Below are 24,671 nucleotides of genomic sequence, written 5' to 3'. Positions count from 1 at the left end.
ATTAAGATTAATTAGATACAGAAGAATCGAAAAACTTAGGGCGCTTTATCCGGTTCTTACTTTTATTTCGTTTTATATTTAAAACATTGAGCTTACCATTATGCAGGTAAAAGAAGTATATATCATATCCGCCGTCCGGACGCCGATTGGATCTTTCGGGGGAAGTTTAGCCGCTTTAACCGCTACCCAGTTGGGCGCTGCTGCCATAAAAGGAGCCTTAGAAAAAGCCGGGGTAGCTAAAAACGAAGTGCAGGAAGTAATTATGGGCAACGTGCTTTCGGCGAACTTAGGTCAGGCGCCGGCCCGGCAAGCTGCTCTTTACGCTGGTTTAGGCTACGAAGTAGAATGTACTACTGTTAACAAAGTATGCGCTTCCGGTTCTAAGGCCATCATGTTTGCCGCTCAGGCTATTATGCTGGGGCACAAAAACGTAATTGTGGCGGGTGGCATAGAAAGTATGAGCAACGTACCTTATTACCTGGATAAAGTGAGGTTTGGTACCAAACTGGGCCACGGCCAAATGACGGATGGTTTGTTAAAGGATGGTTTATGGGATGTGTACAACGATTATCACATGGGTAATGCTGCTGAACACACGGCTCGCGAAATGGGAATAACCCGCCAAATGCAAGACGAATTTGCCATTGAATCATATCGCCGTTCAGTCGCCGCTGCGCAAGCCGGTCAGTTAAAAGATGAAATAATACCCGTAGAAATTCCGCAACGCGGCAAAGACCCCATTTTAGTAACTGAAGACGAAGAATATACCAAAGTAAACTTCGATAAAATTACCAGTTTAAAACCGGTTTTTGATAAAGAAGGCACCATTACCGCTGCCAATGCTTCTACGCTAAACGACGGTGCTGCAGCGGTAGTACTAATGAGTAAAGAAAAAGCCGAAGAACTAGGAGTAAAACCCATTGCCAGAATTTTAGGCTTCGCCGATGCTGAACAGGAACCTAAATGGTTTTCTACTTCGCCCGCTTTGGCTATTCCGAAAGCGTTAAAAGTAGCGGGATTAACGCCCGAAGAAGTAGATTTTTACGAAATAAACGAAGCGTTTGCCGTGGTGTCTATTGCCAATAACCAGAAGTTAAATTTAAAAAACAGTAACGTAAATGTTTTTGGGGGTGCCGTTTCCCTGGGCCATCCGCTGGGTGCTTCCGGCGCACGCATTGTAACAACTTTACTAAACGTACTAGATAAAAAGAACGGGAAAATTGGAGTAACGGGTATTTGCAATGGAGGCGGTGGCGCTTCGGCCATTGTACTGGAAAAACTGTAAATCTTCTGCCTTAAAGAAAAAGCTAAGGAAGAGAAGGAGAGGCTGTGTTTTTCATTAAATATAGATTGGCTTTAAAACAAATATGCTGGCGTGTTGCCTTTACCTTTAAACAAAATACCCAAACAGTAATCACTAAAAATTGTTCCTAATAAAATCACCTCGAAATAAATTAATGAAAAGCGCAAAATGTTATAAGATTAGTTGCGCAACTTTTGCGGCCTCTCCTCCCCTGTTTTTAGCTTGGATTTAGGCAGAGGAGTATACCATTTACAAACAGCCTTGCGTTACTAAGTAAGGCTATTTTATTCTATTAAAGGCTTATTCATGGTTTATTCCTGGCGATACATTTTATTTCTCTTCTTATTTACTTTAATTAGCTTTACAAGTGCGGCCCAGAATGCCCGGAAAAAAGTTGTTAGTTACCACGACTTGCAACGCACGGCCATTAAACAAATTTACTATATCGTTCCACCCGACACGGTGCCCGATGGAACCTACAAACGCTTTTACCGGAGCGGCAAACTCGAAGCCATTACTCACTTTACGAACGGCAAACAAGATAGCATTTACCAGGAATTTTATGAGAACGGAGCGAAACGGGTAAAGGTGGCCTACCAAAATGGCTTAAGACAAGGTTTATTCGAATCTTTTTACCCGAATGGCAAGCCCTTGCAGCAAGCCAGCTACACCGACGATAAACAAACCGGACCCATTAAATCTTTTTACGAAAACGGCAATCCAAAAACTGAAGCTACTTTTATAAACGGCTTTCCCGAGGGAGAAGTAAAGGAATATTATCCCGAAGGAGGCTTACAATCAATAATTACGTATGTAAAAAGTCAGCAAAGTGGCCCGGCCATCACCTATCATCCTAACGGAAAAGTACACACCGAAGCCGTTTACAAAAATGGGGTATTGGATGGTTCTTACAAAACCTACTACGATAACGGCCAGTTAGAATCGGAAGCAAATAACGAGAATGGCAAACGCAACGGCATCGTGCGCACGTATTATCGCTCCGGAAAGTTAAAATCAGAAACTAATTACAAAACCAGCACCTTGGTAAAACCCAAAGTAATTACCCCCGACGGTAAAATTAACACAGAGCGGGTACTTACTAAATTTAAAAATACTACCAGCCAAGCCGATGGTCCGGCCCGGACATATCACGAAAATGGCCAGAAAATGAGTCAGGTAACTTTTGATAAAGGCAAAATGACGGGGTTGGCGCAATATTTTTACCCAAGCGGCAAATTAAAGCAGGAAATCCGGTTCGCGAACGAAGAACTAGACCGGAAAATTATTAGTTATTACGAGTCCGGTAACGTACAGGAAGAGCAATTGTACAAAAACAACGTTAAAATCGGCGACTGGAAAACGTATTACGACAGTAAACAACTGCAAACCAAAGAAACCTACCTGGAAGGAAAACTAACCGGCGAGCGCCTCGCTTACCACGAAAACGGCCAGATTAAAGAAAAAGCTACTTACCAGAACGGTAAAATTCTGGGTAAATTAACTACCTATTTTGCCAGCGGCAAAGTGCAATCCGAAACCGAATATAAGAATGGTTTAAAAAATGGACCTTTTCAGCAATTTTTCGAATCGGGCAAACCCGAAATTACCGGTACGTACCGCTATAACAAACAGATTGGCACCTGGAAACAATTTACAGAAGACGGAAAATTGCTAAAAACTACCGAATACAAAAACGGGGTAGCTATTGCCGAGAAATAATTATATTTATTAAATTTTGAAAGAGGCGGAAACTATACATTTCTGCCTCTTTTTTTATTTCTAGCAATTACCTATAAATTCATTGGTATGAAGAACTCAGGTACTCTCCTAACTCACCCATTCACAGCCTTAAATAAAAATTAAACTATTCTTTTATGCAGAAAGTGCCATTGCTGCATCCTTAAAGTAAATAACAAACCCAAGCTGTCCTACCTGTTACTTATTGTTTGCCGATCAAATTTATTTAATCAACTCATTTACCAGCGCTGAATAGCTGCTTGGTTAAATCCTATTTATATTTTAGTTAACAAAAAGAAAAAACTTTTAATAAATCTATATAATCATTACTTACATGAAAGAATTCTTCTGTTTCCGCCGATTTTTTATTTTTTCACTATTTCTACTCCATTTTAGTTGCCAGAAAGATAACCAACAAGTCTCAAAAGAAGAACTCAGGAAACCTCCCGTGAGTGCTCCTGAAGAGGTTCTCCAGAACATGGATGCTTCGTATGCAAAGCATGAAGAACAACAAGCTATCTCTAAAAGCTCGCCGATAGATGCTAAAATAATCCGGACGGCCAATTTAAAGTTTCAGGTATCGGATTTTAAGAAAAGTACAAGTGCGATAAATCAACTCATTCAACAATATAAGGCGCAACTCTTAACTGCTAACGAAACCCGGACCGATAATACTTTAGAAAATAATTTAATCATTAAAGTGTTGCCAGCGCAGTTTGAATCTTTGCTAACCGGTATTACCGAGCAAAGTATTTACCTCGATTCAAAAAATATTATCGCCGAAGATGTAACCACTGAGTACATTGATATTTCGGCCCGGCTTAAAACTAAAAAAGCCGTAGAAGCCCGGTACCTGGATTTACTAAAACAAGCCAAAACGGTAAAAGACATTATTACTGTGGAAGAACAATTACGACAAATGCAGGAAGAAATTGAAAGTACCGAAGCCCGCCTTACTTACCTGAACCGGCAAACCAATTACAATACCATTAACCTTAATTATTACCAAAAACTAGCCACTACTTCGCTGCCTGATACCAGTTTTGCCGTTCGGGTACGTAATGCTTTGCAGGGTGGCTGGGATTTTATGGTAGCCTTATTAATTGGTTTGCTGCACCTGTGGCCTTTGCTCCTTGTTATTCCTATTTTTATTCATTACTTCCGCAAATTCATCCGTAAGTATCCACCCGTTAGGTAAGGTTGCGCCAATTTTCTTGGCGCTAAAAAGCTGTATCGTAAAGGAACAAAATCCATTTAAAGTAAAATCGCATTTATCAAAGTCTTCCTTCGGGAGTACATTAGCTAGCTACCTGGTTAACTAGTTGCCTTCTGAAGAACCTATTAAATTAGCTTTTCCTTGTTCAGACACTTATACTTGAAAAGAGGATTTTCTTCTTTTGAAATCCCTGTTCTTCATTTTCTATTTTACTTATTAGCGAAGTCAAGGCAAAAAGTTCGGAGAAAAGGTAAGCTTATACCATGATTTTCTGCGGGGATTTTATCATATTTAGCCAGCGTATTGGGCTAAATTTAAATTATAGTTTAAGCCTATTCTCTTTCATGAAATTTTTAGGTTAACTAGACAATCGGGAAAGATTACTATTTTGTCTTTATAATCCGTTGCTTATGCTGTTTACCAACGTGGGAAAATTTTGTATTATAGTTAAAATCCGCCTGGTATAATGGGTCCAGTACCAGGTAAGTTTAGGCAACAAAATCAAATAAGAATAAACGCTTTATATAAAATACTTGAATTAACTCTGAAACGAACGAAAACATTTTATTTTAACTCTCCCAAATATGCATCACCCCAACAAAACAGCACACGCCGTTATTGAAAGTCCGGAATTTAAACGATTGGTTAGCAAACGCTGGTCGGTTTCGTTGCTACTTACCATAACCATTCTGGTAATTTACATTGGTTTTTTACTAGTGGTGGCTTTTGATAAAGAGTTACTCGCCACCAAAATTGGCAGCTATTTACCCTTAGCTTTGCCAATTGGTTTCGGCATTATTGTAACAGCCTGGCTGTTAACGGGTATTTACGTTTTTTGGGCCAATAACACCTACGACACCGAAGTACAGGAAATAAAAAATAAAATAAACGCCAATTAAGTTATCTCATGCTTACTTCTTCCCTATTACTGCAGGCCTCTGCCCTGCCGGCTGCTTCTACTTTAGGCACCGCTAATCCGGTTTCCATTATTATGTTCTTTTTGTTTGTGTTGATTACTCTGTACATTACTTATTGGGCCGCAAAAAAAACAAAAACCGGTTCTGAATTTTATGCGGCGGGTCGTAATATCTCGGGTTTTCAGAACGGACTAGCTTTAGCCGGCGATTACATGAGTGCTGCTTCTTTTTTGGGCATTGCAGGTATGGTAGCCACCAAAGGCTACGACGGTCTGATTTATTCGATTGGTTTTTTAGTGGGTTGGCCATTAATTATGTTTTTAATTGCCGAACCATTGCGAAATTTAGGTAAATACACATTTGCCGACGTAGTAGCTTATCGACTGCAACAACGCCCCATCCGGATTGTCTCGTCGGTGGGTTCGTTGCTGACCATTGCTTTTTACCTAATTGCGCAAATGGTTGGTGCCGGCGGTTTAATAAAAACTTTGTTCGGGTTACAATACGAGTTAGCGGTGGTGGTAGTAGGCTGCGTTATGACGGCTTACGTTTTGTTCGGTGGTATGCTGGCTACTACCTGGGTGCAAATAATTAAAGCTGTTTTATTGCTGAGCGGAGCCACAGTACTGGTAATTTTATCTCTGGCTACTTTTAACTTCAGTCCGGCTAATTTATTTCAATCGGTGGCCGATAAGTACGGCGAGGCCATGCTTTCTCCCGGTGGCTTTATTACGAATCCTTTCGATGCCTTGTCCTTAGGCTTGGCCTTAATGCTGGGAACAGCCGGTTTACCGCATATTTTAATGCGCTTTTACACCGTTCCCGACGCCAAAGCCGCCCGTAAATCGGTTTTCGTAGCCACTGGTTTTATTGGTTATTTTTATATTCTTACTTTTTTTATTGGTTTCTCGGCCATGGTGCTGGTGGGCAAACCCATTATCGAAGGCATTGACAAAGGCGGCAATATGGCGGCCTTACTGCTAGCTGAACAAACGGGAGGTACGGCTTTTCTGGGTTTTATTGCCGCTGTGGCTTTTGCCACTATTCTGGCGGTAGTAGCCGGTTTAACGCTTTCGGGTGCTTCCAGCATTTCGCACGATTTGTACGTGCACGTGTTCCAAAAAGGTGTTTCAAACGAAAAAGGCGAAATGAAAGTAGCGAAACGCGCTACCGTAGCCTTGGGAATTTTATCAATTGTTTTAGGATTGGTTTTTAAAGGCCAGAATGTTGCCTTTATGGTGGGCCTGGCTTTTTCTATTGCGGCCAGCGCCAATTTTCCGGCGTTACTAATGTCGATTATCTGGAAGAAATTTACTACGCAAGGTGCCGTTTGGAGCATTGCTACGGGCGCTACTTTATCGCTGGTGCTTATTGTGCTTAGTCCTACTATTTGGGTAGATATTCTACAAAATTCCGAAGCTATTTTCCCGCTCAAAAATCCAGCCTTGGTCTCTATGTCGGCCGCATTTTTAACGGGTATTGTGGTATCTTTAGTAAATCCGGAACCGGAAGCGGCTGAAAAATTTGAATCTGAAAAGCTAAGGACGTATCTAGGGATCGGCGCCGAGTAATTATTAGAATCACGGATTTACCCGGATTCCGCAAATTCTTATGTGCATTTAAATTTTTTGAATGCAACGACGGCTTTGTAAGCTAAAATTTCGTGCTTATGTTGATAGAATGACAAACGCCGCTTCCAATAAGTAAAATTATTTACTTATTGGAAGCGGTTATCGGTTGTTTTGAGGTGGACCTGTGTAAGAAGCAACTATACTACTCCGTTTATTCTCCTTTCATAGTACTAATAAGCGTATGTTATTACTTATATCTGATAGTTGAGCCAAATGCAAATCATAAAATGTTCTTTAAAACCATGCCCGCAATCATTGAAAAATATAAAGAAAGGCTTACTAAAGTAAAGACAGATAAAACTGGCTGGATTAGGTACTAATTTGACAAAAACAATTAAATTGAGTGGGTTGAATATTACCCTTATCAAGAAGATCGTGCCTCTTTTATACTCAGAAGAACAGACTTGCAAGATGGTTTAGAAAATTTGATGAAAGCTTGCTTCTCACCTAACGATATTGACCGCGTCAATGTAATTAATAGCTTTCGCCAATTTGGCTCTGATATTTACACATAACTTTTGTCGCAATCAACCCCTTTTTTGACGCGATAAACCCTAATTATTTCGTAGTTAAGCAGTAGGTTTAAAACTTAAAATTAATAAAACAACTATGGCACTAATCAATCCTCACATTAACTTCAACGGAAATGCCGAAGAAGCATTTACCTTTTACAAATCGGTATTTGGCGGAGAGTTCGCCAAAGTTATTCGTTTCAAAGACATTGCCAGTCCTGAATTTCCGGTAGCAGAAAAAGAGGAAAATAAAATTATGCATATTGCTTTGCCTATTGGTACAAGTAATATGTTGATGGCGAATGATGTTCCGGAAAGTATGGGAAAAACAAACGAAAACGAGAACAGAAGTAAAATTGTAATAATTACGGAAAGTAAAGAAGAAGCAGACAAATTGTTTAATGGGCTTTCGGTAGGTGGACAAATAGAAGGGCCTATTGGCGATAGCCCCTGGGGATCCTATTTTGGAATGTTCAGAGACAAATACGGTATAGAATGGATTGTGGAATTTGATCCAAAATATAACGAAAAAGTATAAGCCGAAAACAACGAACCCCTTTCCGTGAATTTATGAAATTGTGGCTGGACGAACGCGCCTTCGACTTTAAATTACTACTTTGCTTTTGTGCTTGATTGAAATTTACTTTTTTTCAATTACCACAACTTCATAAACACGTTACGATTAGCGGTAAGTCCATAAGTAGATTTTAAAACAGAAATAAATAAAGCTATTTCTAAAAGTTAAATAAGGTATTTACGCCTTTCCCTACCCTTGCAACGAAAAGGTTGACACTTCGGCAGCTTTCCGATAGTGACAAGGAAGAAATCTGGGCGCTTCGCTCTAACGTGCATATAAACAAGTATCTTGAGCGGCAACCAAGCAAATCACTCGAAGAGGCCATTACCTTCATCAATAGAGTCAATAGCAATATTTCAAATAATGATTCCCTGTATTGGGCCATTACACTTACGGGCCACAAAAATTTAATCGGAACAATTTGCTTATTTGACTTTTCGGACGAAAAAAGTAAATGCGAGATGGGCTATGAACTTTTAATTGATTATCAAGGACAAGGTATAATGCACGAAGCTGCTGAGAAAGTTATTGAGTATGGTATTCAAACAATTTGCCTTACCAGAATAGAAGCATTTACTCATAAAGACAATCAAAGCTCTACCAATCTCTTAAACAAATTAGGCTTTAAAATATCAGATAAACCTGACCAAGCAAATAATGATCTTTTATTATTTAGCTTAACACGATAATACCTATGGTGAAGCAAAGGCAAACAACAAAGCCCGCACTACTAATATAAGTTTGGCACTGGGCAGGCAAACGGGTAAAGGTACTATTCAGTGCTTGGACTGAATTTAAAAGTAAATTAAAAATTTGTGCTTCGTAACCAGCCCGAACAGAAAGTCTAAAACGGTTAGTAGTTATGTATAAGGAGAATTTTTATCATCTGGAAAATCCTTTTTCTACTGCCGTTTTTAACCCCAAAATTGTCGCAAGTACACCCTATACGGCCGCGTATTATTCACGAGATTTGTTTGGTAACAAAGCCATAAAAAATAAATTATAATGAGTAAGAGAAAAATAATTGTGTTATCCATGATTACACTGGATGGCGTCATGCAAGGGCCTGGAGGACCCGAGGAAGATACATCAGGCGGTTTCGCGTATGGTGGTTGGGTTGCACCTTATGACGACGAAGTTTCTGGTAAGATTATGGAAAAACTATTGAAACCGGCAGATCTTCTTTTGGGCAGAAAAACCTTTGAAATTTGGGAGAACTACTGGCCCCAGCACGCAGATGCATGGCCAAGTATTAATAATGTTACAAAGTACGTCTTGTCTAAGACCAGAAATAAATCTGATTGGGAAAACTCCGTTTTCTTTAATAACCAGGTAGAAATCGAAAATCTCAAAAATTCAGATGGCTCGGCTATACAGGTTTGGGGCAGTGGTGAACTCATTCAACTGCTGCTCCAAAATGATTTGGTGGACGAGCTCTGGCTTATGATTCACCCGTTAACTCTTGGTCAAGGAAAAAAATTGTTTAACGATGGCCCGATACCGGCAGCATTTACTTTAGTAGAAAGTACCGTTACCCCCAGTGGCGTTGTTATTGTACATTACCAGCGAGCCGGAAAAGTGGAAACAGGTACAGTTGGAGCTTAAGAAGAATTAAAACATGAGAAAGATAATTTTATCCTTACACACCAGCTTAGACGGCTTTGTTGCCGGCCCAAACGGAGAAATGAATTGGATTAAAGTGGATGAAGAATTGTTCGACTTGGTGGGAGAATTTACTAAAGAGGCGGATACTGCCTTATACGGCCGGGTAACTTATCAAATGATGGATAGTTACTGGCCATCTGCCGCCGACGAACCTAATGCCAGCAAGCACGACATAGAACATTCAGAATGGTATAATCAATCAGAGAAAGTAGTGCTATCTAAAACCATGAAAGGGGCGGATATAAACAAAACTACCATAATCAGCAATAATGTGGTTTCTGAAATAGAAAAGCTTAAAAGTAAGAGCGGCAAAAATATTCTTATTTTTGGAAGTCCTACTGCTGCCCACAATTTAATGGAACACCAACTAATTGATGAATATTGGTTATTTATAAATCCCATTATATTGGGCCGGGGAATTCCGGTATTCGCCAAAATTGCCGATAAAACAGGATTGCAACTTGTAACCAACAAAGTATTTCCATGCGGTGTCATAGGGCTTCATTATACGGTAGTACGCTAAATAACGAATCGGCAATAAATTTCCACAATTTAAAAGCTTAGAAGTTTGCCTGATTTTCCATTTAAACTGGTCTACTATTCTGCTACTTAAAAAATTCCTAAACGTACCAATACCTTCTTTATATAAATGAATACCATCGGTTATTTTGAAATTCAGTCTTCTAACCCAAAGAGGGATATCCAATTCTATGGAAATGTATTTGGCTGGCAGTTTATAAAAGAAGAATACGTACCCATCGAATACTACCGGATTGAGACGAACAGTATTAATGGCGGATTATTACAAAGGCCAGCCTCGGTACCTGCGCCGGAAAGCGGTACCAATGCCTTTGTTTGTTCCATTCAGGTAGAAAGTTTTGACGAGACCAGCCAGTTAATTCTACAAAATGGCGGACTAGTAGCTTTACCCAAGTTTGCCATTCCTGGTAGGTGCTGGCAAGGCTATTTTGTAGATTTAGACTACAACACTTTCGGAATATTCGAGGTAAATGCGGCTGCCAATTAAATTTTAGTAAAAAACTCTTCTACCTCGGAGTATCAGCACGATGTATCAAGCCGATACCCGAGGCTACCCTTTTGTACCACAAAGAAAAAGTAAAAGCCACTACCAACTAAGGACTTGGACAAAAATAAATATTCATTTTAACGCGCAGCTTTAATAAAAAAACAACCAATCCTACCCCTCCTAAACTTAGGAGGGGAGCTTTTCCCCTAACTTAGCCTCTATCATTTAATTAATGTCTTTCCTTAATTTATCATAAAGGAGAACTACAGAGGATAATTTTAAATCTATCAAAAGTTTATCCTTCCCCCTAATTTGTTCTGGCCCGTTTAAAGGTTTAGAACCTATAAAGCTTTATTGGAAATAAAGGTAAAAATCTTTTAGCCGATTTAATTGATTAATCCGCTTCAAAATCGCAAATTCCGGCTTTAAACCTATTACTATCACCTTTGAAACTATGAGTTCACGTATTCATTCGTTCGCCGGTTACCAGGCTGCTTACCAAAAAAGTATTAAAGACCCCGAAGGCTTCTGGGACGAAATAGCCCAAACCTTTACCTGGCGGCAGCCCTGGGACAAAGTGCTCGACTGGAACTTTGAAGAACCCCGGGTAAAGTGGTTTGTTAACGGAAAATTAAACATTACCGAAAATTGCCTCGACCGCCACCTCAAAACCCGCGGAAATAAACTAGCTCTAATCTGGGAACCAAACGACCCGAAAGAACGCTTTGTGCGCTACACCTACCGCGAGCTGCACGAGAAAGTGTGCCAATTTGCGAATGTTTTGCGGAACAACGGGGTAAAAAAAGGTGACCGGGTATGTATTTACATGCCCATGATTCCTGAACTGGCATTTAGTGTGCTCGCTTGCGCCCGCGTAGGAGCCGTTCATTCGGTTATTTTCGCTGGTTTCTCGGCTAATTCTATGTCCGACCGCATTAAGGATGCCGAAGCCAGTGTAGTTTTAACGTCGGATGGTTTAAACCGGGGAGCTAAACAAATTCCGGTAAAAAGGGTAGTAGACGAAGCCCTGGAAGATTGCCCCAGCGTAAAAAAAGTAATTGTGGTAGACCGGTTAGGTTGGGCCGTGAAAATGGTACCCGGTCGGGATGTGTATCTGCACGAAGAGCTGCAAAAAGTAGATAAAAACTGCGAAGCCGAAGAAATGGATTCGGAAGACATGCTGTTTATTTTGTACACTTCCGGCTCTACGGGTAAGCCGAAAGGGGTAGTACATACCTGCGGTGGCTACATGGTATACACCGACTATACATTCCGCAATGTTTTTCAGTACGACGAAAGTGATATTTACTGGTGTACCGCCGATGTTGGCTGGATAACGGGTCATTCCTACTTACTATATGGGCCTTTGCTGGCCGGCGCTACTACGGTCATGTTCGAAGGTGTACCTACCTTCCCGGATCCTGGTCGTTTCTGGCAGGTAATTGATAAACACGGCGTTAATATTTTTTATACCGCTCCTACGGCTATTCGTTCGCTAATGGCGGCTGGCCTGGATCACGTTTTATCGTATAGCCTGGATTCTTTAAAAGTCCTTGGCTCGGTGGGAGAACCTATTAACGAAGAGGCCTGGCATTGGTACCACATCCACGTGGGTAAAGAAAGATGTCCCGTGGTAGATACCTGGTGGCAAACCGAAACCGGGGGCATAATGATTTCTGCGCTGGCGGGAGTTACGCCCATGAAACCCAGCCACGCCGGCTTGCCTTTACCGGGAGTGCAACCCGTACTGGTAGATCAAAATGGCGAAGAAATTACCGAAAATGAAACCGAAGGTTATTTGTGCATGAAGTTCCCTTGGCCGGGCATTATTCGCACTACTTACGGCGACCACGAACGCTGCCGCTTGAGCTATTTTAGCACTTATAAAAATTTATATTTTACCGGCGATGGCGCCCGGCGCGATGAGAATGGCTTATACCGGATTATTGGCCGCGTAGACGATGTAATAAACGTATCGGGGCACCGTTTTGGCACCGCCGAAATTGAAAATGCCATTAACCAAAACCGCCACATCGTAGAAAGCGCCGTAGTGGGTTATCCACACGCTATAAAAGGACAAGGCATCTATGCTTTTGTTATTTGCGGCGACGAAGCACCAGTCAATGAAGAAAACCTTCGCGCGGAAGTAATTGAAACGGTAGTGGAACACATTGGCAAAATTGCTAAACCAGATAAAATACAAATTGTGAGCGGCTTGCCTAAAACCCGGTCAGGTAAAATTATGCGGCGTATTTTACGCAAAGTAGCCGAAGGTGATACCACTAACCTGGGCGACACCAGCACCTTGCTCGATCCGTTAGTAGTGGATGAGATTATTCAGGGAGCTTTGTAAGTAGTTAATTCTGATTTTCTTTCACAAAGTTTATCTGTAAAAAGTTAAAGCCGTGATTTCAGCAACTTTATAGTGAAGATTTGCTGGAATCACGGTTTTTACTTTTATTGATTAATATCCAGTTTATATGAATTGATAGTACTTAAATGGAGTTGAAGAAAGTATAAAATGCTTCCGTGAAGCCTTTTAAAATCAACAGTTACAGGTGCTGATGCAGATAGAAATGCACCCTGCTATTTTCAGCACCAGGTAAATTTGCTAAATAAGCTTACTTCATTAAAATTTTAAGGGCATTGTCGCGGTATACTTTGCGGAGCGTTTCGTCATCGAGGCCAAACCCATTAAGGTACCAATGATAGCCGAACTGGTCAAATTCGTAAAAATGTTCGTCGAGCGTTTCCAGAATCCGGAAGGTAGTACTATACATTTTGGCGCTGGTACCCATATCCGTTCCGTATACTAACCGATCCTGGTATTTCTTAAAGAAAGAATTCATGTAACGGGGTATCGGAGAAGTTTCGCCGTAGCGGGCAGCAATATCCGCGTAGAGATTAGGATACTTATCGAACAAATTTCCTAAAATGCTTAAGTCGTACTCAGAATTAGCAAAGTGGCAGGCAATAAAAGTAGTTTTAGGATTATCGCGCACGGCATTTTCTAAGGTTTTAATTAAAGCGGCATGACCCAATAAACCGGGTTTGGTTTTATCAATTTTCCATTGGTAAGCATTCATTAAACCATCGTTGGTCGAATCCATGGGTTCGTACATCCAGTACGGTTCGGCTACGTGAATACTAATCGGCATTTTTAACTCGGCGCATTTTTGCAACAGAGGCTTCATGCGCGCATCATCAATGTGCAAACCATAACCGGCCGTAGGTAACGAGTAAAATTCACCTAAACCTTTATCACCTAATTCGCCTACGCCCCGAGCGCCTGCCTTGTAGCAACGTTCCAGTTCTTTTACGGCCTTTTTAATCCAGCCCGGTTTATCTTTGCCCGTAAAATCAAAACCGCACCAAACCTCAAACCGCTTACCATATTTACTATACTGCTTCTGAATAGAATCGAATTTAGCTCCGGTAGAATAAGATAAAATAACTGTTTTGTCTATTCCCACTTCATCCATGGTTTTTACCCAATCCGCCAGTTCTGCATCAGATTTAGGATAAGGATGCGAATGCAAATCAATCACCGGAAACTTGGCTTTGGGAACCGCAGTTATTGGTATTTTATAAATAGATTTCGGGCGATAATCTTTTAGTAATAATTTATCAGGATTTTGCGCCAGAGTTGTTCTAACTGAAAATAAGCTAAATGCTAATAGCAGGAAAAGGCCTTTATTCATAATGATGGTCGATTTTATTTGTATTTTTAGTAATTAGTAGAGCCGGTTCCCGTTTCCAGGCGCAGGGGCTAATTAGTATAATGTTTTAAGTTTGTCTTTTAACCAGCTTTGTTTGAGCCTTTTTTTTGCGAATCTTGGAATCTAGGATTTTGCGCTTTTTGTTGCAGAACCCTGACACGTGCCGGGTCCGGAACATTAATTAGCTCCCCTATTCACTAATAATATTTTCTGATTAATTATATTTTAAAGAATATTCCGCGCCGGTAAAGGAATAACAGCATTCGCCATTCCAGGAAGAAAATTACCAGAGAGGTAATAATACCAATTAAATATTCCGGAATATGCGCCATTCCCAACAATCCACCGGTTATAGCGCCAATGTACCCGTTAAACCAGCGGCTACCCACTATTTCGAAAAACAAATAAATAAATAAGGAATTCATCCCCACTACGGTAAAGAAGAACAGGTATTTTTTATGATTTTTAATATCAATCCACCAGAACAAAAAGGTTAGAGCCAGTAAACACCAACCACCCGATACAAGAACAAAAGAACTGGTAGCAATGCGTTTAATAACCGGAGTAATAGTAAAATCGAGCAGGTACCCGGCCAGTAAGGCGGCAATACCCGAAAGTAAAAGCCATTTTACTTTTTCGTAACCGGGCTTACTCGAAAGCAACAACCGGCCGGCCATAGCTCCCCATAAGGTATGCGCCGTAGTTGGAATACAGTTAATAGCGACCCATCCGCCCCCATTAATAGTGTTCATTAATAGTAAATCGACGTAGTTACCAAAATTATGCTGATCAGTGAAGGGCTGATCGAAACCGGGTATGTGGGTGAAACGGTACAGAACTTCGGTGAGCAACAATAAAGCAATACTGAAAAAAAACTGGCTAAGTAACGACCACCGGAAAACTAAAAAAGTAACCAGGGTAGTAAAAGATAATTGCGTAAGTACATCCCAAAGTTCAAAAGACAAACCGCGCGGACGAACGGCATAATCCAATACTCCCCAGAAAAACAACCAGCCGGACCTTTTTAAAACTTTCACCAGCGATTGGGTCCAGGGCATTCCTTTTTGCTGTTGCCGGTAAAGGGAATAAGCCAGAGCGGTACCCGCAATAAACATAAAACCAGGTTGAATTAAATCCCAAAAGTGCAGCCCGTGCCAAGGGTGATGTAAAAACTGTCGCATAAGCGCGTTGAATATGCCTTGCCCATTTTCGTTGTATAAATGCTCGTATAAACCGGCTCCTTCCAGCATCAGCAAAACCATTATAAGCCCCCGCATAAAATCCAGCGAAAGCAGACGGGAAGAACTGGTCTGGTTTATGGATTTCTGCTCAATATCTGCCGAAGTATCGGTAGCAGTTGTTAGTACTTTCATAAATTAAATTACTTTTTTAATGATTTATAAGGATGAATTGAACCGTTGGCTAAAATATCTGGCGGCAAAGCCAGATTCCGGCTTTTACCTTGGGAATTAGTTATAACAACCTGCACCACGTTTTCGGATAGATTCAGATGTCTTTCGGCTTGGGAGAGGAAGGAAGCACCATAATGAAATTCGTGTTTGTAGCTTTTCCCGTTCGTTAACCGCACTTCCGCCCAAGCGTCTTCCGGCTGCGCCTGGTAATATTGCCCGGATTGCTGCACCTGATACACTTCTAAACCGCTGTTGTTATTACCAACAACTACTAGTTGTTGTCCGGTTGCCTGGCTTACCTGCACTAAACTCTTGGCATCTTGCTCAGCTACAAATCCGCTCTTTCGGGCTGGTACGCTGCTAAACTCTCCTTTGCCATTGCCCTGCAAATACCAGCCGAGGCCGGCATCATAGCGGCCCGTACTCACTTCCGGTGCGTAGGAGTTACCTACTGCCAGCACATCTAAGTGCCCGTCTTTATTATAATCATCCACTATCATTCCGTACAGAGGGGCGAGTTGTACTTCCCGGGGGAGTGGTTGAATTCTAAACTTTCCTTTACCCAGATTCTCCACGTAGCTGCTCTGCATCCACTCGGCACATAGTACCTGCGCCCCAGCCAATTCCTGAGGTAAAAACGAATCTTCAAATTGAGCTTGAGCGTAGGATTGGTACGTCGGAAAACGCCCCCGCATGGTATTGATCTGGTCGATTAAATCATCTCTGCTGTGCAGAATGTAACGCTTGCCTTTATTATAGTAACTTAAAATGGGATCTATGCGTCCGTCTTTGTTGTAGTCTTTAGCGTGCACGCACAATGGCTCTTCTGGGCTGGCCTGGTAACGGGTATTTAGCCCCACGTTACCGGCCACGTAATCTATGTCGCCATCCTGGTCAAAGTCTGCCCCCGCTAAGCTGTTCCACCACCCTACGGTATGTTCTAAACCAGTTTGATTGGTTTGCTCTACTAACTTGCCGTGTTGATTTTGGTAAAAGCGCAAGGGCATGAACTCACCGGCCAGAAGTAAGTCTACCCAACCATCGTTATCATAATCGCTCCACAATGCACTTGTTACCATACCCGCCTGTACTAAACCAGGACTTACTTTTTGGGTAACATCTTGGAAGCGACATACGCCATTCTTACTCTCGTTTTGTAATAAATAACTGCGGGGAGTAGTGGGGTAAGCGCCCGGCGTAATCCGTCCGCCCACAAACAAGTCTAAGTCCCCGTCCTGGTCGTAATCGGCGGCAACAACGCTGGCTTTACTCGAACGCATCATCGGTAAAGCATTCTTATCTAAGGAGAAGTTGCCGTTTCCATCGTTTATGTAAAGTTCATCCTGGTACCAGGCCGAGTTGGGCAACTGCTCAGAACTACCCCGCACTAGGTACAAGTCTTGATCCTGGTCCTGGTCGGCGTCGAAAAATAACACGCCCAAGCTCTCCCCGGAACTATCGATAGCCGGAGCAGTTTGTCGCTGAAACTTACCCGAAGCTTGTTGCAGAAACAAAGCACCCTCCTTGTCGGTAGCTCCGCCTACGTACACGTCCGTTAAACCATCGCCGTTAACATCGCTTACTGCTAATCCGGGTCCCTGGCGAGAGTGGCCGTGGGGCAGCAAAGGTTGCAGCTTAAAATCTACAAAGCTATTTTCCCGATGTTGGTACGCTAAACCAGCTTTATCGCCTACTAAAGTAAACAAAGCAGCAGAAACAGATGAAGCTGCTGGAGCCGGCACGGCATGAGCATAATCTACTTTTAAGATCTGGTTCGCTTTTACTTTTTTTAGTAACTGGTACTTGCCATCCGGCCAAAGTACTTCTACATTATCTACTACCCGAAGGCTGTCCAGGCCAAAGTGAACAATGGGATCAATGGAGGATTCAAAACCACGGGAGAGAAAATGTTCGTAGAACTGCTGTTTGCCCTGGTAACTTAATTTAATTTTAGCACCAATGCCGTTACGGTTCTGCGGGCTGCCAGCCAGCTTAACTTTTAAATAATTTCGGCTTAAACGCTCGTTGCTTTTATTTTCGTAAACCTGCACCTCCGAGTTAATGGTATTTACTACTAATTCTAAATCCCCGTCATTATCTAAATCAGCGTATAAGGCCCCATTGGAAAAACCTTTGGTATCCAGTCCCCACTCTACCGAACGGTTTTGAAAATTGATATTACCCGTATTTTCGTATAAATAATTTTGCAGCGGTACTCCAGGTAAAGATTTTATTGCCTCTAATTTATTTTTGATTTTGGCTTGCTGGTTACCCATCGGACCATTGTACACATTTTGGTAATGCACGTAATCCAGGTCGCCCATGTTTTTTAGAAAGCCGTTGGTTACAAACAAGTCGCGGTCACCATCATTGTCGTAATCGGCTAGTAAGGCGCTCCAACTCCAATCGGTACTACTAATTCCGGCCAAAAAACCGGCTTCGCTAAATTTGCCATTTCCCTGATTTAACTGTAAGGTGTTGCGACTATATTGAGCATCATAGCCCCGGTTCAGCGTTAATTGAAAACGATCATAACCCGTAGACGGAATAATAAGTTTTTGCCGGGTGTTATCTTCCGGGCGCATATCCAATTCTACTATATCTACCAGTCCATCGTTATTAATATCGGCTATATCGTTACCCATACCGGCGTAACTAGTATGCTTCAGACATTCCGAAGCTTTATCGGTGAAGGTTCCATCTTGATTATTGATATACAGAACGTCGTTGCTGATAAAATCATTAGAAATATACACATCGGGCCATCCATCGTTATTAATATCACTTACGGCCAATCCCAAACTATAACCTTCCGATAAAATACCGGCTTCCCGCGATACATCGGTAAAAGTATTATCACCATTATTGCGGTAAAGAACATCGGTACTGGCGCTCTCGCCTTTTAATTGCCGGGTACGAATCACATTCACATTGTCGCGCAAGGAGGCTGGATTCACAATCAGGAAAACATCCAGATCATTATCCTGGTCGTAATCAAAAAAAGAAGCATGCATAACCTGGCGGGTATCAGCCAGACCGTACGCTTCGGCACTTTCAGTAAAAGTATTATTCCGGTTATTAATATATAGTAAATTGGCGCGTTCTTTACCGGTAGCAATACCGGCCACACAAACGTATATATCCAGCCAGCCATCCTGATTTATATCTACCATGGTTGCGCCGGTTTGCCAGCGTTTACTGGTGAGACCCGCAGCGGCCGTAATATCTTTAAATTGCAGATTACCTGTATTCAGATACAAGAGGCCTGAAACCATGCTGCCACTAAAAAACAAGTCGGTTAAGCCATCGTTGTTAATATCACCGGCCGCCACACCCGCCCCCGTGTAAATGTTGGTGTAAGTAAATACATTATGCTGATCGTCTTCCTGAATTGTATTAGTAAAGTGAATACCTGTTTCTGCGGCCGAAAGTCTTTCAAAAACGGCATCATGCTTTTGGCAACCAGTTAAGAACCAGCAAAAACTAAAAAATAATAACAGTTGGAGGAAGGTACGCAGGCGAATGCCAGGAAACAATTTACATTTTACTTTAAAATTTAAGAACAGCTGATTCTTCATGAGGCAATCCGGCAACTTACAGCAAGTATTTTAAAGACTCTAAATTTTTATTCTAATGAGAAGCTTCTCCGTGTAGCCTTACCAAGTCTCCGGATTATGGCATTTTATCGCTTGAACTATAGTCCATTTACCTTGTGGCCGGCAGGTCTCGTTTGTTTCTCTCGCACCTGGTAGTCTTCTTTTCCTCTACTTTGTCTGTGCAATGCTATCAAAACCGGAAACCTGGCAGGTACTCCATAGGCAAACTGGTTTCTGTTTCGGTAGTAAATTTTTCTTTCGGGTATTTCTTTTTTATCTAATTCTTTCAATCAGCTTATTAAAAAGCTCCCCTCCTATGTTCAGGAGGGGAAGGGTTGGTTGGCTGTTTTAGTAAGATTAAATAATTTATACCTTCAATAAATAAATAGAAAGATCTTAAACGCTTAAATTTATTAGTAACCTGGGTTTTGTTTTAAAGTACCACCAGTGCGGTCAATTTCCGTTTGAGGTAAAGGATATAAATTGTACCGATCCTGCCATTTGCTACCAAAAACCTGTGCACCAATTCCCCATCTAACAATATCAAACCAGCGGTGTGGCTCGAAGGCCAATTCTACTTGCTTTTCGTGGCGCAGAGCTTCGGTAAGATCTACGCCAGCAGCTAAATCAGGCAACCCGGCCCGTCTCCGGATATCGTTGATTTGTTGAGCAGCATCAGCCGTTCTTCCCTGGGCTATTAAAGCTTCCGCGTATAAAAGCTTTAATTCGGCAAATCGGTATAGCCGTTCGTTGTTAAAATTAGCTTGTTGGTTTGGTGAATTATCGGCGGGCACCATGTTTCTGGCTCCACCATATTTCTTCATGGTATAGCCGGTCAGGGACCATTCCGGATCGTAGGGTACCGGGGTATAATCGGTGGTATAATAGGTATCTCCGGCCTTGTACACATACACATTTAACCGGGCATCACCGGGTTCATACGCATTTACCAGTTCCTGGCTGGGTGCCCACCACCCAGATTTACCGCCCGGAGCGCCATTACCGGCATCCCAGTACAAACTACGGGTAGTACCTTGGGTAGCTTTAAAGGCTTCGGAGTGCGTATCATCAAATACCCAAACGTTATCATCGGAAAACGGCCCCCCAAACTGAACTTCGAAAATTGCCTCTTGGTTATTTTCGTTATTATAAGCAAAAACATCATCTAAATCTTTCGCCGGATTACCCGTATTAATTAAACTAAATGGTCCGTTGGCAATAACGTCTTCAAAGGCAGAAATGGCAGCCGGCCAATCTTTCTTCCAAACATTTACTTTGCCAATATAGGCTTGGGCGGCGTATTTAGTAACCCGGCCTTTATTAGCATCATCCCAAGTGATGGGCAGTGCATTATAAGCATCGGTGAAATCGGCCAATATCTGGGTATATAGTTGTTCTTGGGTAGCGTTGGGCAGGGCTAAATTACTTAAATCGCGTTTTACTTCGGTGGCCAAGGGCGGGGTACCCCAGAGTTTTAAGGCTTCAAAATGAAAGAAAGCCCGCAAAAACTTTGCTTCGCCATCAAGCCGGCTTTTTTGCTCTTCGGTAAGTTGGTTCTCGTTATTTAAATTTTCCAGTACCAGGTTGGCTCGTAAAATACCTTCGTAAATTTGCGTATAAACGGCAGCAAAAGGCTTATCGCTGGCCCTAATGATAAGGTTATCCGCATCGCGCGAGATGCCGTCTGTACCGGCATTCACATCGGCTACTACATCATCGGAAGTAACAACGGAGATTTTCCAGTATTCACCAGATTCCCCGAGGGTTTCTGTACTGGTGCCCCAAAAATCCTGGATAGAAGAATAAGAAGCAAAAATAGCTCCGTCAAAATCAGCGGCTGTTTTATAAAAATTTTCGGAAGTGAGCTTATCCAGCGGCACCAGGTCCAGGTTATTACAAGAATTAAGCGTTAAAAAACTTGCCAGTAAAGCAATAGATATTTTTTTCATGGTTTGATGCTTTATTAAGAATATCAGAATGAACCCATTCCACTAGAAAGAAACTTGTACACCCAACTGATATATTTTTGGTTGCGGTGAATTGCCTGGGTCCTGCCCATTCGCCAATACAACATCGCCCTTCTGAAAACTGAAACCCCGGGTTACCTCTGGGTCGAAGCCCAGGTATTTAGTAAAAGTGTGCAGGTTTTGGGCCGCCACGTAGATGCGTACTTTCGAAACAAATTGATTGGTCCAGGTTTGTAGTTTCGCACTGGGTAGGGCGTAGCCGATTTGTAAATTTTTAATCCGCATAAAGCTGCCATTCTCAATCCAACGGTCGGAATAGCGGCTATTACCATTGGGGTCGTTAGCCACCGCGCGCGGCATAGAATTACTCGAACCCGCTTCGGTCCAACGATCCAGAACTCTAGTGGATGAATTGTTACTACCCGTCATACTTTCTAAACCTACCCGCGCTTCGTTGTAAACTTTATTTCCGCCTACACCTTGTAGTAACAAAGAAAGATCAAAGCCTTTATAACTCGCGGAAGCATTAATGCCATAAAAATATGTTGGATTGGCATTACCAATTTTAGTACGGTCGGCCGCATCTACTTTACCGTCTTTATTCACATCCACGAACCGGATATCGCCGGGAGCTCGTTCGGAAGAAAAAGCATCGGGTAATGCTGCATCCACTTCGGCTTGGGTTTGGTAAATTCCATCGGTTTTATAGCCGTAGAAATAGCCTAGTTGTTCGCCTACCGTTGTGCGGTGCGTGGAAGCTCCGCTAACCCCGGTAATAATTTCGGGAATATTACCTAAATCTAAAACTTCGTTGTGCACGGTAGTAATATTACCCCCTACACTGTAGCTTACCTCCCCAATGCGGTTCCGGTAATTAACTGCCAGCTCCAACCCGCGGTTCAGAATTTTGCCAACATTGGCATCGGCGGCCAAAAAATAACCGGAAGTAAACGGAATGGGCAAACCAATTAATACATCTTTTGTTATTTTCCGGTAATAATCGGCGGTTATTTCTATGCGTCCCCGCAGCAAACTAATATCAGTACCTATATCCAACTGATCGCTGGTTTCCCAACGAAGGTTTTCGTTCGCAAAATTAACAGGTGCCGGACCGCGGGTAATTACCTGGCCTACACCAATGGGATAAAAAATAGTAGTTTTAAGGGTAGATAAAAACGCGAAGTTAGCGCCGGTAAATTGATTACCGGATTGACCCCAACTGCCCCGGATTTTAAAATCATCCACTACGTTTCCTTTCGGGAAGAAACTTTCTTCGCTGATGCGCCAACCAGCCGAGAAAGACGGAAAGGTTTGCGAACGGTTACCTTTGGCAAAGCGGGAAGTATTATCGTTACGCACGTTGGCCGTGAATAAGTAGCGGCCTTTATACGAGTAATTGATGCGGCCCAAATAACCCCGTAATGCCCATTGGTCGGCTTCGTTAGCGGCCGAAACCGAGGAACCGGTAGAAGCAAACTGGATTTTAGAATTAAACAGATTATTACCTTGTAAACGAACTTTATCAAAACGGAAGTTGGTTTCTTCTTCTCCCACGAGTAAGGTAAGGCTGTGATCGCCGAATACCTTGTTATAAGTAAGAGTATGGCTTAAGTTAGTGGTGAGTTCAATGGGGCGTTCCTGCACCAAAAGCGAACTGCGGGGGGTAATATTATCAAACGCAATTGCTTCCTGAAAGAAGTCGCCGCTACCTACGTTATAATCCACACCGCCCGTAATTTTGTACTTTAAACCCGAAAATATTTCCCATTCTCCGTAAATACTGGCTAATACTTTCCGGGTAACAATCCGGGTAGAATTAGCGCGGGTATCGGCCCGTAAAAGAATATTGGAGGCGTCTCCTCCTTCACCAATAGTAGTGGTGTTTTCGGGGTTATAGCCCAGCGGGCCGTTCGGATCATAGATTTTAAAATAAGGAGCGTTATCTGCCGCACCAATACCGGCAAAGGAACCACTCTCCGATTGCGTTAACCGATTAACAGAACTAAGTAAAAGCGACTCGCCAAATTTTAATTTTTTTCCGACGCTGATATCGGAATTGGCTTTAATGGAATACCGGGTAAAACCCTGGGCCGGCTCAATCCCATCCTGATCGTAGTAGCCGGCTCCCACAAAATAATTGGCGTTCGGCGATCCACCGGAAACGGCAATATTATGATTAACTATGGTGGAGGTTCTAAATACGGCATCTTGCCAATCTACAAAAGGTTGCCCCCGAAACTGACTGAAATCGCGTCCTAATTCCTGCTGCAAATCAATGTACTGCTCAACATTGAGCACATCTAATCTTTTTTGCGTAGAGCCTTTACCAACGTAGCCATCGTACGTAAAATTTGCTTTTCCATCTTTGCCTCTTTTAGTAGTAACTATAATCACCCCGTTGGCTGCCCGGGCCCCGTAAATGGCCGCCGCGGAAGCATCTTTTAAAACGTCAATGGATTCAATATCACTTGGGTTAATACCTGCTAGCGGATTTGATTCGGTGTTAGAACCTGTATTTACCGTCATATTTTCGGTTTGTACAATAGGCACCCCATCAATTACCCATAAAGGCTGGTTAACACCCGGCGAACCAATTCCCCGGATACGAACGTTAATGGGCGCACCTGGGTCGCCGCTACGGTTAGAAATACTTACCCCGGATGCCCGACCAGCCAGAATTTGGTCGGGGCTGGAAATAGGTTTAGAAGTAATACCCACATCTTCCCCACGTATACCCCCTACTGCTCCGGTTAAATCGGCTTTCTTCTGCGTACCAAAACCTACTACTACAACCTCTTCCAAGGCTTTAATATCTGGTTTTAATACTACGTTTATGGTAGCCTGATTATTTACCGGTATTTCCTGCGAGGCATAGCCTACATAAGAAACTACCAGGCGGACAGAATTACCAGGAACAGTTAACTGAAAATTGCCATTTACATCGGTAGAGGTACCATTGGTAGTACCTTTCACCAAAACCGAAACGCCAGGCAACCCATCGCCCTTATCCGAATCGGTAATCCTACCTCTAACTACCTGATCCTGCGCATATAGCGGAATAACAATAGTTAGTAAAAGTAAACATAATACAATTTTAAGAGTAGAGTATTTCATAGCTAAAGTTTAATAAATCCGGTGAAAGTATTTTTACTACTATAGTTCGTACCTACTATAGGTTTTTTAAACTGAGAACATAAATTATCAAACCTGCTCCACCAACCCACAAAACTTAGTATGTATAACAGAAGATATTTACTTGCTATCTAATAGTGTTTGTTCAATTTAAAACTTCTTATAGCCAGAATAGTAAAGAAAACCGGCTCTAACGGGCGAAATAATTCGGCGACATAAATCGCTTAAATCAGGTACTGAATAGCTCGCTTCCTATATTT

At 42.2% G+C, this 24,671-nt stretch carries 16 protein-coding genes; 11 read left to right on the top strand and 5 right to left on the bottom strand.

Annotation, left to right across the window (positions count from 1 at the left end; all coding sequences use genetic code 11):
* The first annotated feature begins 100 nt into the window (after nt 1-100).
* The 11 genes from HUW48_RS08630 (at nt 101) to acs (ending at nt 12,938) form a co-directional block, all read left to right on the top strand.
* The gene (locus tag HUW48_RS08630; protein ID WP_182415296.1) at nt 101-1,285 is read left to right on the top strand and encodes an acetyl-CoA C-acyltransferase; all 1,185 of its coding nucleotides are present in this window, start codon (nt 101-103) and stop codon (nt 1,283-1,285) included.
* A 324-nt stretch (nt 1,286-1,609) separates the two neighbouring features.
* The gene (locus HUW48_RS08625; RefSeq protein ID WP_182415295.1) at nt 1,610-3,022 is read left to right on the top strand and encodes a toxin-antitoxin system YwqK family antitoxin; all 1,413 of its coding nucleotides are present in this window, start codon (nt 1,610-1,612) and stop codon (nt 3,020-3,022) included.
* Nucleotides 3,023-3,488: 466 nt separating this feature from the next.
* Nucleotides 3,489-4,238 carry a DUF4349 domain-containing protein gene (locus HUW48_RS08620; protein ID WP_182415294.1) on the top strand — a complete coding sequence of 250 codons (750 nt, stop codon included), beginning with the start codon at nt 3,489-3,491 and terminating at the stop codon, nt 4,236-4,238.
* Between the two features lie 602 nt (nt 4,239-4,840).
* A complete protein-coding gene (locus HUW48_RS08615) occupies nt 4,841-5,155 on the top strand; it encodes a DUF485 domain-containing protein (RefSeq protein WP_182415293.1) in 315 nt (104 codons plus the stop codon).
* A gap of 8 nt (nt 5,156-5,163) precedes the next feature.
* Nucleotides 5,164-6,744 (top strand): sodium:solute symporter family transporter, encoded by a 1,581-nt coding sequence (locus tag HUW48_RS08610; protein ID WP_182415292.1) that lies wholly within the window; start codon nt 5,164-5,166, stop codon nt 6,742-6,744.
* A 669-nt stretch (nt 6,745-7,413) separates the two neighbouring features.
* Nucleotides 7,414-7,854, top strand: coding sequence for a VOC family protein (locus tag HUW48_RS08605; RefSeq protein WP_182415291.1), 441 nt, complete (start codon nt 7,414-7,416; stop codon nt 7,852-7,854).
* A 248-nt stretch (nt 7,855-8,102) separates the two neighbouring features.
* Entirely contained in the window at nt 8,103-8,582 is a 480-nt protein-coding gene (locus tag HUW48_RS08600; protein ID WP_182415290.1) for a GNAT family N-acetyltransferase, read from the top strand.
* Between the two features lie 316 nt (nt 8,583-8,898).
* Entirely contained in the window at nt 8,899-9,498 is a 600-nt protein-coding gene (locus HUW48_RS08595) for a dihydrofolate reductase family protein (RefSeq protein WP_182415289.1), read from the top strand.
* A gap of 13 nt (nt 9,499-9,511) precedes the next feature.
* A complete protein-coding gene (locus HUW48_RS08590; protein ID WP_182415288.1) occupies nt 9,512-10,081 on the top strand; it encodes a dihydrofolate reductase family protein in 570 nt (189 codons plus the stop codon).
* A 126-nt stretch (nt 10,082-10,207) separates the two neighbouring features.
* Nucleotides 10,208-10,585, top strand: coding sequence for a VOC family protein (locus tag HUW48_RS08585; protein ID WP_182415287.1), 378 nt, complete (start codon nt 10,208-10,210; stop codon nt 10,583-10,585).
* 454 nt (nt 10,586-11,039) lie between these two features.
* Nucleotides 11,040-12,938, top strand: coding sequence for an acetate--CoA ligase (gene acs, locus HUW48_RS08580; RefSeq protein ID WP_182415286.1), 1,899 nt, complete (start codon nt 11,040-11,042; stop codon nt 12,936-12,938).
* Nucleotides 12,939-13,206: 268 nt separating this feature from the next.
* Here the strand turns inward: acs and HUW48_RS08575 are convergent, their stop codons facing one another.
* The 5 genes from HUW48_RS08575 to HUW48_RS08555 form a co-directional block, all read right to left on the bottom strand.
* Complete coding sequence (locus HUW48_RS08575) at nt 13,207-14,286, bottom strand: amidohydrolase family protein (RefSeq protein ID WP_182415285.1); 1,080 nt, start codon at nt 14,284-14,286, stop codon at nt 13,207-13,209.
* Nucleotides 14,287-14,522: 236 nt separating this feature from the next.
* Complete coding sequence (locus HUW48_RS08570) at nt 14,523-15,677, bottom strand: acyltransferase family protein (protein WP_246343786.1); 1,155 nt, start codon at nt 15,675-15,677, stop codon at nt 14,523-14,525.
* 8 nt (nt 15,678-15,685) lie between these two features.
* A complete protein-coding gene (locus tag HUW48_RS08565; protein ID WP_182415284.1) occupies nt 15,686-19,294 on the bottom strand; it encodes a VCBS repeat-containing protein in 3,609 nt (1,202 codons plus the stop codon).
* A gap of 431 nt (nt 19,295-19,725) precedes the next feature.
* On the bottom strand, nt 19,726-21,261 hold the full coding sequence (locus tag HUW48_RS08560; RefSeq protein WP_182415283.1) for a RagB/SusD family nutrient uptake outer membrane protein: 1,536 nt from the start codon (nt 21,259-21,261) through the stop codon (nt 19,726-19,728).
* A gap of 42 nt (nt 21,262-21,303) precedes the next feature.
* Nucleotides 21,304-24,393 carry a SusC/RagA family TonB-linked outer membrane protein gene (locus HUW48_RS08555; protein ID WP_182415282.1) on the bottom strand — a complete coding sequence of 1,030 codons (3,090 nt, stop codon included), beginning with the start codon at nt 24,391-24,393 and terminating at the stop codon, nt 21,304-21,306.
* Nucleotides 24,394-24,671 lie beyond the last annotated feature (278 nt).

The organism is Adhaeribacter radiodurans (assembly GCF_014075995.1).
Classification (GTDB): Bacteria; Bacteroidota; Bacteroidia; order Cytophagales; family Hymenobacteraceae; genus Adhaeribacter; species Adhaeribacter radiodurans.
Note: the sequence above shows the minus strand (reverse complement) of the source record. Positions and strands in the feature narration are given on the sequence as shown.

Coding starts and splice junctions, on each gene's coding strand:
- HUW48_RS08615 (WP_182415293.1), top strand. CDS start 4,841: ATGCATCACCCCAACAAAACAGCACACGCCGTTATTGAAAGTCCGGAA.
- HUW48_RS08560 (WP_182415283.1), bottom strand. CDS start 21,261: ATGAAAAAAATATCTATTGCTTTACTGGCAAGTTTTTTAACGCTTAAT.
- HUW48_RS08590 (WP_182415288.1), top strand. CDS start 9,512: ATGAGAAAGATAATTTTATCCTTACACACCAGCTTAGACGGCTTTGTT.
- HUW48_RS08610 (WP_182415292.1), top strand. CDS start 5,164: ATGCTTACTTCTTCCCTATTACTGCAGGCCTCTGCCCTGCCGGCTGCT.
- acs (WP_182415286.1), top strand. CDS start 11,040: ATGAGTTCACGTATTCATTCGTTCGCCGGTTACCAGGCTGCTTACCAA.
- HUW48_RS08625 (WP_182415295.1), top strand. CDS start 1,610: ATGGTTTATTCCTGGCGATACATTTTATTTCTCTTCTTATTTACTTTA.
- HUW48_RS08605 (WP_182415291.1), top strand. CDS start 7,414: ATGGCACTAATCAATCCTCACATTAACTTCAACGGAAATGCCGAAGAA.
- HUW48_RS08555 (WP_182415282.1), bottom strand. CDS start 24,393: ATGAAATACTCTACTCTTAAAATTGTATTATGTTTACTTTTACTAACT.
- HUW48_RS08595 (WP_182415289.1), top strand. CDS start 8,899: ATGAGTAAGAGAAAAATAATTGTGTTATCCATGATTACACTGGATGGC.
- HUW48_RS08585 (WP_182415287.1), top strand. CDS start 10,208: ATGAATACCATCGGTTATTTTGAAATTCAGTCTTCTAACCCAAAGAGG.
- HUW48_RS08575 (WP_182415285.1), bottom strand. CDS start 14,286: ATGAATAAAGGCCTTTTCCTGCTATTAGCATTTAGCTTATTTTCAGTT.
- HUW48_RS08570 (WP_246343786.1), bottom strand. CDS start 15,677: ATGAAAGTACTAACAACTGCTACCGATACTTCGGCAGATATTGAGCAG.
- HUW48_RS08630 (WP_182415296.1), top strand. CDS start 101: ATGCAGGTAAAAGAAGTATATATCATATCCGCCGTCCGGACGCCGATT.
- HUW48_RS08565 (WP_182415284.1), bottom strand. CDS start 19,294: ATGAAGAATCAGCTGTTCTTAAATTTTAAAGTAAAATGTAAATTGTTT.